Genomic DNA, 15,633 nt, shown 5'->3' on the forward strand with positions numbered 1-15,633 from the left:
ACTGGGGTGGGCACTCTGACGGGGCGTGCCATCCGCGATCCCGCGCAGGGATTCAGGAGTGGAAAAGCGGCTCCGGCAGAGTGCGGATGCCATGGAGATCGGAGCGCGCTAACGGACGGCGGCGGCGGCCTGGAGCATGTGCGCGAAGTCCGGCTCGGGGACGGGGCGGCTGATCAGGTAGCCCTGCAACTGGTCGCACCGCAGCCGGCGCAGCGTCTCGGCCTGCTGCTCGGTCTCCACGCCTTCGGCCACCACCGCCATGTGCATCGCGTGCGCCAGCGAGACCATGGTGGACACCAGCGTCATGCTGCTGGCGTCGTCGTGCATGGCCACCGTGAACGCCCGGTCGATCTTCAGCACCTGCGCGGGAAGCCGGTTCAGGTACGCCAGGGACGAATACCCGGTGCCGAAGTCGTCGATGGCCAGCGCGATGCCGTGTTCGCGCAGGCGCCCGAGTTTGTCGATGGTGTTGTCCACGTCCTCCATCGCCGCGCTCTCGGTGATCTCGAGCTCGATGCCGGCCTCGCTGCCCGAGCTGCCGCCCAGTGCCGCCAGCACGGTGTCGACGAAGTCGTGCCTGAGCAGTTGAACGGCCGAGACATTGACCGCGACGGGAGGCGCTGCCAGGCCGCGTGCCATCCAGCGCCGACGGTCCTGTGCCGCCTGGCGCAGGGCCCAGGAGCCGACCTCCACGATCAGGCCACTCTCTTCCATCAAGGGAATGAACTTGAAGGGAGGCACCAGCCCGAGTTCGGGATCCTGCCAGCGGATCAAGGCCTCCACGCCGACGATGCAACGGGTCTGGGCATCCACCTTGGGCTGGTAGTGCAGCACGAAGCGCTCGCGCGCCAGCGCATCGCGCAGCCGCATCTCCAGCGCGATCTTTTCGGTGATCGCCCTGCCGACCTGCGCGTCGTACAGCAGCACGCGCTCGGAGGACCGCTTGGCGCGTTTGACGGCCGCCTCGGCATGGCGGAACAGCGTCTCGGCATGGGCGCCATCCTGCGGACAGATGGCCACCCCGAGCCGGGCCGCTACGTGGATGGCGGTGCCGCCGCAAACAAACACCTCGCCGAAGCAGGACCGGATGAAGTCGGTCAAGGTCCTCAGGAGTTCGATGCCCTGCGGCGCGTTCTGGATCACCATGCCGAACTGGTCCGGCCCCACGCGCGCCAGCCGACTGCGGTCGCCCAAGGCGGCCAGCATTCGCCCCGCCACCTGGCGCAACAGCTCGTCGCCGGTGTGCCGGCCCCACAGGTCGTTGATGGACTTGAAGCGCTCGATGTCCAGCACCCCGATGGCCACGCGCGTGTGGGTGGTTCCGGCGGCATCCAGGAACTGGGCCACGCGTTCGTTGAACAGCATGCCGTTGGCGTGGCCCGTCAACGCATCGTAGTAGGCCAGGTGATTCAGTTGCTCGGCCTGGTGCAGGTGGTCCATCGCGAACGACAGGTCGCCGGCCAACTCGCGCAGCAGCTTGATCTCGTCCGCGTCGAAGAAGTCCACTTCGTCTGCATAGAGCATGAGGAGCCCACGCGTCACCGTCGCGACCACCAGCGGCAGGGCGACGGCGGACCTGGCTCCGGCCTTCAGGGACGACTCCCGCAACGACATCCAGGGGCTGCGGTCGATGTCGTTCACCACGATCGGCTGCTGGCGCACGATGATCTGCTCGAACTGCAGACTGCCGGTGTCCAGGTGCTTGTGGAGCTCGGCGCCCAGATGCTCGAAGTAGCCGCTCGCCGTGCCGTCGTGCTGGCCGGCCACGATCTCGACGCGCAGGGGATCCGCGTGCAGCAAGCCGATCCACGCCATCTTGAACCGGCCGGTCTCGATGGCGACGCGACAAGCATCGCGGAAGAGTTCGTCACGCTCCTTGGCGCGCAGGACCAGCGCGTTGATGTCGCTCATCACGGTGGAGACGCGGTGCAGCCGGCGGATGCGCTGCTCGGCCTGCTTGCGTTCGGTGATGTCCTCGTGCGTCACGACCACGCGGACCGGGCCATCCCCGGCGAAGCGCGAGACGCGCGCGACGAACCAGCGCGCCTGCGTGGGCGCATCGCAGGCGTACTCCATCGTGAACGTCTCCTGCTGCGCCTGGACCACGCACTGGATGCCGGCGGCCAGGGCGCGTGCGTCGACCGCCTGTGCGCCCTGCACCTGCGCGCAGGCGTGCAGGTAGTTCGCGCCTTCCGGGGCGTGCAGCAGCGCCGGCTCGGCGTGCACCTGCGCGAACGTGCGCCAGGCGCGGTTGACGGTCAGGACCACCCCCGTGCTGTCGATCACGCACACGTGCTCAGGCAGCGAATCCAGCGTGGCGCGGATGAAATGCTCGGAGGCCCTGAGCGCGTCCTTCGCCCGCCTGCGCTGCACGAACTGGCCCAGCTGGTCGCCGATCACGCGCGCCGAGGCCTGGATGCGCGCGTCGGGTTCGCGCCGGTCGCGCCCCAGGAAACTCAGCACGCCCAGGACTCGGCCACCGCTGAAGAACGGGAACAGCGTGGCACTGACCACGCCCTCGTTGGGAAGCACGGCCCGGTGCATCAGCCTGGGCTCGGCGCGCAGGTCGGGAATCCACAGCGGCTCGGCGGTGCGCCACACGCGTCCGGCCAGGCCTTCCCCGGGCCGCAGGACCGTCACGTCCTCGGCGTCCGAGACCAGCACGTCCATGGCGGGCGCCCGCCATTGCGCAGCCAGGCGCAGCACGCCGGCGGCTTCGTCGACCTGCCAGAAGCGTCCGATGGCCCAGTGCTGGGATGCGCAGATGGCCTGCAGCACGCTGGACAAGGCGCTGTCCATCGTGTCCACGCTGGCCAGGGCGCGCGCCACCTGGTGTTCCAGCCGCAGCAGCACGCCTTCGCGCTCGCGTGCATCGGCCTGGATCTGCAGCAGACCGACCTGCTGTTGCACCTGGGCATACAGGTTGCTGTTCTCGTAGAAGCGACCGACCTGCGCGGCCTGCACGGCCAGGGTGCGCTGGTCGTCCTCGTCGAAGCCGTCGCTGTTCAGCTTGTCGAGCAGAAGGACCCAGCCGTAGCGGCTGCGCAGCGAGACCACTGGTGCCCGCAGGGCACTGGGCACACCGGGGAAATGCCGGTGCACCAGGCCGCGCAGCGTGGCGCAGCCGCCTGTGGCATCGAAGCGGCTGGAGCCGCCGTCCTCGCCGACCTCCGCCAGTTCCGCCTGCAGCCGCCCGACGGCGTCGGCCTGTCCATCCGGACCGCCACGCGCGACGACGCGCATCTGCGTCGATTCCGCGTGGTCCAGCACGGACAGCACCACCAGCCGCGCGCCGAACAGGGTGCGCACGCCGTCGCAGAAGTGCTCGAGCAATGCGGCCCCATTGCGCTCGGAGGCCAGGCGCACACCCAGGTCGATCAGGGCCGCGAGCCGGCCGTTGGCCTGTTCGAGCTGCTGCGCCTTCTGCACCAGCTTGTCCGTCACCAGCCGCAGGTGGTCGCGTTCGAAACCGGGCGCAGCGGTTGCCATCGCCGTCGGCGGGCCGTCGTTCGCCAGCGCCGCCTGCACGGTGGCGAGGATCCGCTCGGGCTCGCAGGGCTTGGAGAGCACATGCCGCACGCCGCAGGCGGCGGCCAGCACGCGGGCCTCCTCTTCCAGGAAGGTCGCGGTGTAGAACACGATCTCGGTGTGGGCGATGGCCGGATCGCTGCGCAGGCGCCGCACGAACTCGTACCCGTCCATCGTCGGCATCAGGATGTCGCAGACCACCAGGTCGGGCCGGAACGCGCGTGCCTGGGCCAGCGCCTCTTCGCCATTGGCCGCCTCGACCAGTTCGTGGCCCGCATAGCGCAGCAGCGTGACCACCAGTTCGCGGTTGACCGCGACGTCATCGACGACCAGCACGCGTGCCATGTCAGCCAACGGCTTGCGGAGTGCCGCCGAGGAATGCGGCGATCTGGTCGATGAAGCGTTCCGGCTCGATCGGCTTGGACAGGTAGCCCGCGAAGCCGGCACGCATGATCTGTTCGCGGTCGCCTGGCATCGAGAACGCCGTCAAGGCCAGCACCGGGATGCTGTCGCAGGGAGGCGTGCGCTGCAGCGCGGCGATCAGCCCGTAGCCATCCAGCACCGGCATCTGCAGGTCGCTGATGATCAGGTCGGGCCGCTCGCGCGTGGCGACCTCCAGGCCCTGGACGCCGTTCGTCGCCAGCAGCACCTCGTGGCCGGCACTGGCCAGCAGGTAGCGGGCCAGTTCCAGGTTGGCGGCGTTGTCTTCGACCACCAGGATGCGTGCAGGCATGGTCAGGTTTCCGGCAGGGTCAGCGTGAACCGGCTGCCGCGGCCCGTATCGCTGTGCACCAGGATGTCGCCGCCCAGCAGCGTGGCCAGCTTCAGGCTCAGGTGCAGGCCCAGGCCGGTGCCCTCGGGCTGCACGCCGCCGCGCTGCTCGATGCGGCTGAAGGCGTCGAACAGCCTGGTCTGGTCGGCCGGGGAAATGCCTTCGCCGCTGTCTTCGACCGCGATGTCGGTGCGCCTTCCCGTGGCGGTCGCTTCGTGGGTGAGCGACACGCGCACGAAGCCCGCGGTGGTGAACTTGATCGCGTTGCTGGTCAGGTTGATGACGATCTGGCTCAGTGCGCGTCGATCGGTCAGCAACGGGCAGGGCTCTGGCGGCATCGTCAGCGCGAACGCCAGGCCTTTCAGTTCCGCCTGCGGCCGCAGGGTGGCGATGACGTCCTCCAGCACGGCACGGCAGTCGATGGCCTCGGGACGCAGTTCCGTCTTGCCGGCCTCGATCTTGGCCACGTCCAGCAGGTCGTTGATCAGCGCCAGCAGATGGCGGGCGCTGCCCTGCACCGTGCGCAACTGCTTGTCCTGGTCCGCGGTGAGCGGGCCGGGCAGCTTCATCAGCAGCGTGCCGGTGAAGCCGATGATGGCGTTCAGCGGTGTGCGCAGCTCGTGGCTCATGCTGGCGAGGAAGCGGTCCTTCGCCTGGTTGGCGTTGGCCAGCTCCAGGTTCTTCTCCTGCAGCGTCTTCTCGAAGTTCTTGCGTTCGCTGATGTCGCGGATCGCGCTCATCACGAATGCGCTCTCGTCGGTGTGCAGCGGCGACAGGCTGATCTCGATCGGGAACTCGCTGCCGTCCTTGCGGCGGCCCGCCAGATCCAGGCCCGAGCCCATGGCCCGCTTGCGCGGCTGGAACAGGTAGTTGGAGCGATGGCCCACGTGCGCCTTGCGGAAACGCTCGGGCAGCAGCAGGTCGACCGACTTGCCCAGCAGCTCGCCGACGGCGTATCCGAACAAGCGCTCCGCCTGGCTGTTCGCAATGACGATGTGGCCGGTGGGATTGGCGATCACGATGCCGTCCGGCGTGGACTCCAGCAGGTCGCGAAAGCGCGCCTCCATCAAACGCGCGTCGCGCATCACCTTGATGGGCGTGACGTCCTTCTCCACGAGCAGGATCAGGGGTTCCGTATCGTCCGGCAAGGTGACGCGCTTGGCCGACACATCGGCATAGAGCAAGGAGCCGTCCTGCCTGCGCCGGACCGACTCGAAGGTGACCAGGCCGCTCTGCAAGGTTTCCTGCATGCGCTGTACATGCTCGTGGGCGTGCGACTGGGGAACGATGAGCTCCGCGAGGTCGCGCCCCACGGCCTCGGACTCCGAATACCCGAACACGTTCTGGGCGCCGAGGCTCCAGTACGTCACGCTGCCGGTGACGCTCGTCAGGATCGCGGCGTCCGGAAACTGGGTCTTCAATAGGTCGACGACATCGAAGACACGCATGATGCTCGCCCTTTGTTTGCTCCGTTCTTGGCGCAATTTTGCACCTGATTTGCAATGAATTGTGATCAGATTGTGAAGGTGCCTGGAGCCCACCGACACGCGCCGACATCCGCATGGCGCGGCCCGTCGGGCGGAAGATTCAGCCCTGGGGCTGGGCGCCACCGGCTGCGCGCTCAAGAAGCGCTGCGCCGACACGGCCCCGTCGCTGGAGAGCGGCGGTGTGGCGGCGCGACACGTCCACCTGAACCCGCTCGCGGCCAGCCGCCACGCGCTAGCATGCGGCGGTCCGGGCCCCTGGCGCGGACGGCGCGCGTGGCGCCACGGTCGGCAGTGCCCACGCGCGGTCCATCCAATAGCCCTCGGAGACACACAATGGCACGCACGACATGGCCCCAACGGGGCCGGTTCCCGGTTTCGCTGCTCGCTGCATCGCTGGTCCTGGCTGGCCTGGCCGGTTGCAACTCGGACGACGACCCCGTGGCCTGCGCCGATCTCAACGGCATGACGGTGGCCGCCAGCGCCATCGGTCTGCGCACCCAGGGCGCCACCGTCACGAGCACCGCGGTCGTGCCGGCAGCCGGCAGCGGCGCCACCGCAGTGGGCGAGTACTGCAAGGTGCTGGGCAGCATCCAGCCGGTGGACGGCAACGCCCCCAAGATCCTGTTCCAGGTCAACCTGCCCACCAGCTGGAACGGCAAGGCCATGATGTTCGGCGGCGGGGGCTACAACGGCAGCATCGCCACCGGCCTGGGCAACGTGCCGGCCGGCCCGGCCGACCAGCCCGTGCCGCTGGGCCGCGGCTACGCCACCTTCGGCAGCGACTCGGGCCACCAGGCCAATGCCGACGGCAGCCGCGATGGCCGCTTCGGCGCCAACGACGAGGCGCTCGCCAACTTTGCCGGCGACGCGCTCAAGAAGACGCTGGACGTGGCCAAGGCCATCATCCGCAAGCACTACGCCGAGGCACCCAAGCGCACCTATTTCGCGGGCGGCTCCACCGGCGGGCGCGAGGCGCTGCTGGCCGTGGGCAACTGGCCACAGGACTTCGACGGCGCCATCGTGCTGTATCCGGCCTGGAACGCCGCCGCGCTGGATCTGCAGTTCGGGCGCATCACGCGCCAGCTGGCACAGCCCGGCGCCTACCCGAGCCGGGCCAAGCGCCAGTTGGCCTACAACGCGGCGCTCGCGGCCTGCGACGGACTGGACGGCGTCAGCGACGGGCTGATCAGCAACATGCCCGCCTGCAACACCAGCTTCAACCTGGCCAGCGCGGCGCTGAACGGCGCGCCCGTGCGCTGCGCGGGCGGCGCGGACCTGGGCGACAGCTGCCTGTCGGATGCGCAGATCGCCTCCTTCGACACCTTCAACACGCCCCTGGTGCTGCCCTACGCCTTGGCCAGCGGCGAGACCACCTACCCCGGCTTCAACACCTGGGGCACGGACTTCGGCAACCCCGGCAGCAGCCCGCTGCAGCCCACGGTGCTGACGCTGTCGCTGGGCACCGAGCAGCCGGCCAACCCGATGCCGGCCGTCACGGCCACCACCATGCCGCCCTACGGCAGCACCTTCTGGGACCAGTGGGTCAAGTACTTCGTCACGCGCGACGCCAGCTTCAATTCGCTGACGCTGGATCCGCAGGCACCCGGTGCCTGGCAGGCGCGCATCGTCGCGCTGACCGGCATCCAGGACGCGAACAAGACCGACCTGTCGGCCTTCCGCACCCGCGGCGGCAAGATCCTGATGGCGCACGGCACGCACGACGCGCTGGTCAGCACGCGCGCCACCCAGCAGTACTGGGCCCGCCTGCGCAATGCCATGGGCGCCGCCACCGTGGACAGCTTCATGCGCTACTACGAGATCCCGGGCTACGGCCACGCCGCCAGCAGCGTGTTCAACGCCGCCTGGGACTCGCTGACCACACTGGAGAACTGGGTCGAGCGCGGCACCGTGCCGCCGGCCCAGACCGTGGCCGACACGGCCGGCGTGCCCGGCCGCACCCGCCCGCTGTGCGACTACCCGGCCTGGCCGCGCTACCGCGGCGCGGGCGACGCGAACCTGGCGCAGAACTACAACTGCGCCACGCAGTGAGCCCAGGGGCGATTCAGGGCTGGCGCAGCCAGTCCGCCTCCCAGCCGCCGCCCAGGGCCTGGATCAGCGCCACGGCCGCCGTCTGCCTGGCCAGCTGCACCTGGGCCAGCGTGCGCCGCGCGCTGAGCGCCGAGGCCTGGGCGCTGACCACCTCGCTGTAGCCGACCTGGCCGGCACGGTAGCGGTTCAGCATCTGCTGCTCGGTGCGGTCGGCCGCCTGGGAGGCGTCGCGGCGCAGGCCTTCCTGCTCGGCCAGCGCGGCCGTGGCGCTCAACTGGTCCTCCACGTCCTGGAAGGCCGAGAGCACGGTCTGGCGGTAGCTCGCCACGCTGGCGGCATGGGCGGCCCGTGCCGCATCGGTGGCGGCATCGCGCGCACCGCCGTCGAACACGGTCTGCGCCACCGACACGCCCAGCGCCCACAGCAGGCTCGATGCTCTGAACAGATCGCCCACCCGGCTGGCGCTGCCGCCCAGGCTGGCCGACAGGCCGATGCTGGGGTAGTAGGCCGCGCGCGCGATGCCGATCTGCGCGTTGGCCCGCGCCACCGCGCGCTCGGCGCCCGCGATGTCGGGCCGGCGCTGCAGCAGCAGCGAGGGCAGCCCCGTGGGCACGGCCGGTACCACGGGGCGCCAGGCCGCGGGCGCCAGGGCGAACTCCGACGGCGTCACGCCCACCAGCACGGCGATGGCGTGCTCGTAGGTCGCGCGCGAGCGCCGCAGCGCCACGCGCTCGGCCTGCGCACCCAGCAGCTGGGTCTGGGCCTGCAGCACATCGGTCTGGGCCGCGATGCCCGCGTCGTAGCGGTTGCGCGTGATCGCGAGCGCGCGCTCGTAGCCGGCGATGGTCTCGTCCAGCAGCACGGTCTCCGCGTCGGCCTCGCGCAGCGCCAGGTAGTTGGCGGCCAGCGCGCCGATGGACGAGAGCCGCGCCGAGGCCAGGTCGGCCGCGCTGGCCTGGGCATTGGCCTGGGCGCTGTTCACGGCCTCGCCGAGCCGGCCCCAGAGATCGGGCGACCAGTCGGCCGCCACGCTGGCCGCGTAGGAGCGGCTGGACGCGCCACCGCCGCGCACCGGCCCGCTGCGCCGCGCGCTGCCCTCCAGCGACACCGTGGGCAGCAGCGCCGCCTGCTGCTCGCGCACCAGGGCCTGGGCCTGGGCGTAGTTGGCCACGGCCGCGGCGATGTTCTGGTTGGAGACCTGCACGCGCGCGGCCAGCGCGTCGAGCTGCGCATCGCCGAAGCGCGTCCACCAGTCGCCGCGGTCCAGCGCGTCGCCGGGCTGTGCCGGCACCCAGCCGTCGGCGGCCGGGGCTTCCTTGAAGGCGGCGGCGAAACCGGTGTCGGGCCGCGCGTAACGCGGGCCGACGGCGCAGCCGGCCAGCACGGCGGGCAGCGCGAGGAGAAGGGAGCGGCGGGGCAGCATGGCCATCATGGGGTCCGGGCGAGCAGGCGGTCGTTGGCGGCCGGGCGGCGCAGCTTGTCCAGCAGCACGTAGACCACGGGCACGGTCAACAGGGTCAGCAGCTGGCTCGCGATCAGCCCGCCGACGATGGTCACGCCCAGCGGCTGACGCAACTCGGCGCCCTGGCCGAAGCCCAGCGCGAGCGGCAAGGCGCCCAGCGCCGCGGCCAGCGTGGTCATGAGGATGGGACGGAAGCGCAGCAGGCAGGCCTCGCGCACGGCGTCCAGCGCCGACAGGCCGCGCGCGCGCTGCGCCTCCAGCGCGAAGTCGATGATCATGATGGCGTTCTTCTTGACGATGCCGATCAAGAGGAACAGCCCGATCAACGCGATGATGGTCATCTCCATGCGGAACAGCAGCAGCCCCAGCACCGCGCCGACGCCGGCCGAGGGCAGCGTGCTGAGCACCGTGATCGGGTGGATCAGGCTCTCGTACAGCACGCCCAGCACGATGTAGATGACGACGATGGCCGCGACGATCAGCAGCGTCTGCTGCCCGCCCGTGTCCTGTGCTGCGCGGGCCGTACCGGCAAAGCTGCCGCGCACATTGACCGGCATGGCGATGTCGTTCTCGGCCTGCCTGACCAGCTGCTGCGCCTGTGCCAGCGTCACGCCGTCGGCCAGCGCGAACGAGATGGTGCTGGACAGCTCGGTGTCGTCGTGGCTGATGGCGCTGGGCACGGCCCGCTCGCCCACGCGCACGAAGCTTGCGAGCGGCACCATGGTGGTGGTGCTGGTGGCCAGGGCCTGGCCGGCCGAGGAGTTGCGCGACGCGGGATTGGCCGAGGTCACGGTCGAGGTGCCCGTGCTGCTGTTGGCGTTCGACTGCACCGTGCTCGTGCTCGTCTGCCCGGTCGTGGGATCGACGCTGGTGCTGACCGTGGACGGCACGTACAGGTCCTTGAGCACCAGCGGCGCCTGCTGGAAGCGCGGCGCCCACTCCATGATCACCGAGTACTGGTTCAGGTCGTTGTAGATGGTGGCCACGGAGCGCTGGCCGAAGGCGTTGTACAGCGCGGCGTTGACGGCCGCCGTGCTGACGCCCAGGCGCGCCGCGGCGTCGCGGTCGACCGAGACGAAGGTCTCCATGCCGTTGTCGGAGGATTCGCCGTCCACGTCGGTCAGCTGCTCCAGCTCGGCCATGCGGTCGGACAGTTTCTTCGACCAGTTGCGCAGGTCGGCCAGCGAATCGCTCTTGAGCGTGTACTGGTAGGTCGAGTTGCTGCTGCGCCCGCCCATGCGCAGGTCCTGCACCGGGCCCAGGAACACGCGCAGCCCGGTCAGCTGGTTCAGCTGCGGGCGCAGCCGGTCGATCACGGCCTGGGTCTTCTCGCTGCGGCCATTGCCCAGGGGCTTCAGGTTCACGAACATGAAGCCGCCGCCCGCGCGCGCGCCGCCGCTGAAGGCGATCACGGTGTCCACCGCCGCGTCGGCGCGGATGATGTCCACCGCCTGCTTGAGCTTGGCCTGCAGCGCCACCGACGAGATGCTCTGGTCGGCGCGGATGCCGGCATTGAGCTGCCCGTTGTCCTGCTGCGGGTAGAAGCCCTTGGGGACGTGCATGAACAGCCAGACGTTCAGGCCCACCACCACGGCCAGCGAGAGCATGACCAGGCCCTTGCTGGCCAGCGCCCAGTCCAGGCTGTGGGCGTAGACGCGCAGGCTCCAGGCCCACAGCCGCTCGGTGCCGCGCAGGAAGGGGCCGCTGATGCGGCCGGGCGGGCGCTGGCGGTACCAGGCTTCGCTGCGCAGCAGCATGGCGCACAGCATGGGCGTGGTGGTCAGCGAGATCACGAGCGAGATCAGCACCGCGGCCGACAGCGTGACCGCGAACTCCTGGAACAGCCGCCCGACCTGCCCGCCCATGAACAGCAGCGGAATGAACACCGCCACCAGCGACAGGCTGATCGACAGCACCGTGAAGCCGACCTCGCGCGCGCCCTTCAGTGCCGCGGCCATGCGGTCCATGCCCTCCTCGATGTGGCGCTGCGTGTTCTCCAGCACCACGATGGCGTCGTCCACCACGAAGCCGGTGGCCACCGTCAGCGCCATCAGGCTGAGGTTGTTGAGCGAGAAGCCCAGCAGCCACATCACGCCGAAGGTGCCCAGCAGCGAGACCACGGTGGCCACGGCCGGGATGACGGTGGCGCGCGCGCGGCGCAGGAACACGCCGACCACGCACACCACCAGCACCACCGACAGCATCAGCGTGAACTCCACCTCGTGCAGCGAGCCGCGGATGGAGTTGGTGCGGTCCGAGGAAACCTGCACGGCGATGTCCTGCGGCAACTGGGCGCGCAGTTCGGGCAGCAGGCGGCGCACGCTGTCCACGGTCTCGATGATGTTGGCGCCGGGCTCCTGCGTGACCAGCACGATCACGGCCGGCTTGCCGTTGAACAGGCCCACGGTGCGCGTGTTCTCCACGCTGTCGGCCACGTTCGCCACGTCCGACAGCTTCACCGGCGCGCCGTTGCGCCAGGCGATCACGAGATCGCGGTAGTCGGCCGCGCGCAGGCCAGGCGCGGGCGTGTAGACCTGCAGGCGCCGGCCCTCACCCTCGATCGCGCCCTTGGGCCGGTTGGCGTTGTTGGCCTGGATCGCGGCGCGCACGTCCTCCGTGCTGATGCCCAGCTGGTTCAGCGGGTAGGGGTCGAGCTCCACGCGCACGGCCGGCAGCGAGCCGCCGCCGATCTCCACATCGCCCACGCCCTCGACCTGCGCCAGGCGCTGGCTCACGATGTTGGACACCGCGTCGTAGATCTGGCCCGGCGTGCGCGTCTCCGAGGTCAGCGCGAGGATGATGACCGGCGAGGCCGTGGGGTTGGCCTTGCGGTAGGTCGGGTTGCTGCGCAGCGTGCTGGGCAGGTCGGCGCGCGCGGCGTTGATGGCGGCCTGCACCTCGCGCGCGGCGGCGTCGATGTTGCGGTTCAGGTCGAACTGCAGCGTCACGCGCGTGGAGCCCGTGGAACTCGTGGAGGTCAGCTCGTTGACGCCCGGGATCACGCCCAGCCGGCGCTCCAGCGGCGTGGCCACGCTGGAGGCCATGGTCGAGGGGCTGGCCCCCGCCAGGTTGGCGGAGACCGAGATCACCGGGAAGTCCACGCGCGGTAGCGGCGAGACCGGCAGCACGAAGAAGGCCAGGATGCCGGCCAGCGCCACGCCGATGGTCAGCAGCACGGTGGCGATGGGCCGCTCGACGAAGGGCCGCGACAGGTTCATGCGGGCGCCTCGTCGCGGTGCCGCGCGAACCGCTGGCCCAGGCGGTCGAACGCCAGGTAGATCACCGGCGTGGTGAACAGCGTGAGGATCTGCGACAGCACCAGGCCACCGAAAATCGCCAGGCCCAGCGGCCGGCGCAGTTCGGCGCCCTCGCCCCAGCCGAACATCAGTGGCAGCGCAGCGAACAGCGCGGCCAGCGTGGTCATGAGGATGGGCCGAAAGCGCAGCAGCGCGGCCTGGTGGATGGCCTCCTGCGGCGTCTTGCCCTGCTGGCGTTCGGCGTCGATGGCGAAGTCGATCATCATGATCGCGTTCTTCTTGACGATGCCGATCAAGAGGATGATGCCGATGATGCCGATCACGCCCAGGTCCTGGCCGCTCAGCATCAGCATCAGCAGCGCGCCCACGCCCGCGGAGGGCAGCGTCGAGAGGATGGTGAGCGGGTGCACGTAGCTCTCGTACAGCACGCCCAGCACGATGTAGACGCAGACCACGGCCGCGAGGATCAGCCAGAGCTGGCTGGTCAGCGATTTCTCGTAGGCGCCGGCCGCGCCCAGGAACTTCATGGAAATGCTGGGCGGCAGGCCGATCTCGCTTGCTGCCGCGCGGATGGCCTGCACCGATTTGCCCAGTGCCGCGCCGGGCGCGGTGTCGAAGCCCACGGTGGCGGCCGGGTACTGCGCCACGCGCGTGACCTGCAGCGGCGCCAGCTGCTCTCGTACCGTGGCGAAGGACGACAGCGGCGTGGTGCCGCCGCTGCCGGTCTTCAGCTGCAGATTTCCGAGGCCCTGCACCGAATCGAGCCCCTCGCGCTGCGCCTCCAGGATCACGCGGTACTGGTTGGTCTCGGTGAAGATGGTGGAGACGATGCGCTGGCCGAAGGCGCTGTAGAGCGCGTCGTCCACCGCGCTGGCGGTGACGGACAACCGCGCGGCCGTGCCGCGGTCGATGTCCACATAGGCCGCCAGGCCCTGGGCGCCAGCGTCGGTGGTGGCGTTGCGCACGCGGTCGGCCAGGTCGGCGCCGTGCAGGCGCTCCACCAGCTTGCGCGCCCATTCGTTCACGAGTGCGGTGTCCACGCCTTCCAGCGAGAGGCGGAACTCGGTCGGCCCGGCCTCGGCGTCGATGGTCAGGTCCTGCGTGGGCTGCAGGTACAGCGTGACGCCGGCCACGGCCTCGCGCACGCGCTGGCGCAGCCTGTCCATGGTCTCCTGCTGGTTGCCACGGTCCGCGCGCAGGTTCACGAGCATGTTCCCGGTGTTGAGCGCGGTGTTGCTGGCGCCATCCACACCGACCACGGCCGACAGGCTGCGCACCTGCGGGTCGGCCAGGATGGCCATGGCGGCCGCCTGCTGCAACTCGGCCATGCGTGCGTACGAAACGTCCTGCGCGGCCTCCACGCGCACCTTGAGCTGGCCCGTGTCCTGCGTGGGGAACAGGCCCTTGGGGATCGCGATGTACAGCAGCACCGTGAGCACCAGCGTGGCCAGGGCCACCAGCAGGGTCAGCGGCTGGTGGCGCAGCACCCAGGCCAGGCCGCGGTCGTAGCGACGGACCACCCGGTCGAAGAAGCGCTGCACGGCGTGGCCGAAGCGGCTGGGCGTTTGCGCCTCGGGTTTCAGCCAGCGCGCCGACATCATGGGCACCAGCGTCAGCGAGACCACGGCCGAGATCAGGATGGTGATGGCCAGCGTGACCGCGAACTCGCGGAACAGCCGGCCCACCACGTCCTCCATGAACAGCAGCGGGATCAACACCGCGATCAGCGACACCGTCAGCGAGATGATGGTGAAGCCGATCTGCGTGGCGCCCTTGAGCGCCGCGACGAAGGGCTTCTCGCCCTCCTCCAGGTAGCGCGCGATGTTCTCGATCATGACGATCGCGTCGTCCACCACGAAGCCCGTGGCGATGGTCAGCGCCATCAGCGAGAGGTTGTTGAGCGAATAGCCCAGCAGATACATGAGCCCGCAGGTGCCGACCAGCGAGATCGGCACGGCGATGCTGGCGATCACGGTGGCGCGCAGGTTGTGCAGGAAGCAGAAGATCACCAGCACCACGAGCAGCACCGCCAGCACCAGCTCCAGCTGCACATGCTCGACCGAGGCGCGGATGCCGGTGGTGCGGTCGGACAGCACCTCCACGCGCAACGCGGCGGGCAGTGCGGCCTGCAATTCGGGCAGCTGCTGCTTGATGGCGTCCACGGTGGCAATGACATTGGCACCCGGTTGCCTCTGGACATTCAGGATCACGGCCGGGCGCAGGTCAGCTCCGCTGCCCTCCTTCAGCGCCGCCCACGCCCCCAGCTGCGCGTTCTCGGCCCCGTCCACCACGCGCGCCACGTCGCGCATGCGCACGGGCGCGCCGTTCTTCCAGGCCACGATGAGGTTCTGGTAGTCGACCGCGGCCAGCAGCTGGTCGTTGCTGTTGATGCTGTACGCGCGCGCCGGCCCGTCGAAGCTGCCCTTGGCGCTGTTGGCGTTGGCCGCGGCGATCACCGTGCGCAGTGTGTCGATGCCCAGGCCCACCGAGGCCAGCGCATTGGTGTCGGCCTGGATGCGCACGGCGGGCCGCTGTCCGCCCGACAGCGTGACCAGGCCCACGCCGGCTACCTGGCTGATCTTCTGCGCCATGCGCGTGTTGACCAGGTTCTGCACCTCGGTCAGCGGCATGCTGTCCGCGCTGACGGCCAGCGTCAGGATGGGCGCGTCGGCCGGGTTGACCTTGGCGTAGACCGGCGGCGCCGGCAGGTCGGCCGGTAGCAGCGAGTTGCCGGCGTTGATGGCGGCCTGCACCTGCTGCTCGGCCACGTCCAGCGTCTGGTCCAGGTCGAACTGCAGCGTGACGATGGACACGCCGGCCGCGCTGGTCGAGGCCATGCGGTTCAGGCCCGGCATCTGGCCGAACTGGCGCTCCAGCGGCGCGCTGACGGTGCGGCTCATGACCTCGGGGCTGGCGCCCGGGTACAGCGTCTGCACCTGGATGGTCGGGTAGTCGACCTGCGGCAGCGCGGCCAGCGGCAGGAAGCGCAGGCCGACCAGGCCGGCCAGCACGATGGCCAGCATCAGCAGCCCGGTGGCCACCGGGCGCTCGATGAAGGGTCTGGACGGGCTCATGACC

7 protein-coding genes are annotated in these 15,633 nt (G+C 70.1%); 1 reads left to right on the forward strand and 6 read right to left on the reverse strand.

Annotation, left to right across the window (positions count from 1 at the left end; translation table 11 throughout):
- Window positions 1-108: 108 nt before the first annotated feature.
- From ACSQ4M_RS32035 to ACSQ4M_RS32045, 3 genes are read right to left on the reverse strand one after another with little or no spacing between them, the layout of a single operon-like run.
- On the reverse strand, window positions 109-3,873 hold the full coding sequence (locus tag ACSQ4M_RS32035) for an EAL domain-containing protein (protein ID WP_436193394.1): 3,765 nt from the start codon (window positions 3,871-3,873) through the stop codon (window positions 109-111).
- A gap of 1 nt (window position 3,874) precedes the next feature.
- Window positions 3,875-4,261: a response regulator gene (locus tag ACSQ4M_RS32040; protein ID WP_436193395.1), complete on the reverse strand. Its 387-nt coding sequence runs from the start codon at window positions 4,259-4,261 to the stop codon at window positions 3,875-3,877.
- 2 nt (window positions 4,262-4,263) lie between these two features.
- The gene (locus ACSQ4M_RS32045) at window positions 4,264-5,748 is read right to left on the reverse strand and encodes a PAS domain-containing sensor histidine kinase (protein ID WP_436193396.1); all 1,485 of its coding nucleotides are present in this window, start codon (window positions 5,746-5,748) and stop codon (window positions 4,264-4,266) included.
- Window positions 5,749-6,120: 372 nt separating this feature from the next.
- Here ACSQ4M_RS32045 and ACSQ4M_RS32050 point away from each other — a divergent pair, with 372 nt between their 5' ends.
- Complete coding sequence (locus ACSQ4M_RS32050) at window positions 6,121-7,836, forward strand: tannase/feruloyl esterase family alpha/beta hydrolase (protein WP_436193397.1); 1,716 nt, start codon at window positions 6,121-6,123, stop codon at window positions 7,834-7,836.
- Window positions 7,837-7,849: 13 nt separating this feature from the next.
- Here the strand turns inward: ACSQ4M_RS32050 and ACSQ4M_RS32055 are convergent, their stop codons facing one another.
- From ACSQ4M_RS32055 to ACSQ4M_RS32065, 3 genes are read right to left on the reverse strand one after another with little or no spacing between them, the layout of a single operon-like run.
- On the reverse strand, window positions 7,850-9,265 hold the full coding sequence (locus ACSQ4M_RS32055) for an efflux transporter outer membrane subunit (RefSeq protein WP_436193398.1): 1,416 nt from the start codon (window positions 9,263-9,265) through the stop codon (window positions 7,850-7,852).
- Window positions 9,265-12,516, reverse strand: coding sequence for an efflux RND transporter permease subunit (locus tag ACSQ4M_RS32060; RefSeq protein ID WP_436193399.1), 3,252 nt, complete (start codon window positions 12,514-12,516; stop codon window positions 9,265-9,267). The genes ACSQ4M_RS32055 and ACSQ4M_RS32060 overlap by 1 nt, the downstream gene beginning before the upstream one ends.
- Window positions 12,513-15,629, reverse strand: a complete 3,117-nt coding sequence (locus tag ACSQ4M_RS32065) for an efflux RND transporter permease subunit (protein ID WP_436193400.1) — start codon at window positions 15,627-15,629, stop codon at window positions 12,513-12,515. The genes ACSQ4M_RS32060 and ACSQ4M_RS32065 overlap by 4 nt, the downstream gene beginning before the upstream one ends.
- Between the last annotated feature and the right edge of the window lie 4 nt (window positions 15,630-15,633).

It is taken from the genome of Pseudorhodoferax sp. LjRoot39 (genome assembly GCF_964253035.1).
Lineage (GTDB): Bacteria > Pseudomonadota > Gammaproteobacteria > Burkholderiales > Burkholderiaceae_C > Pseudorhodoferax.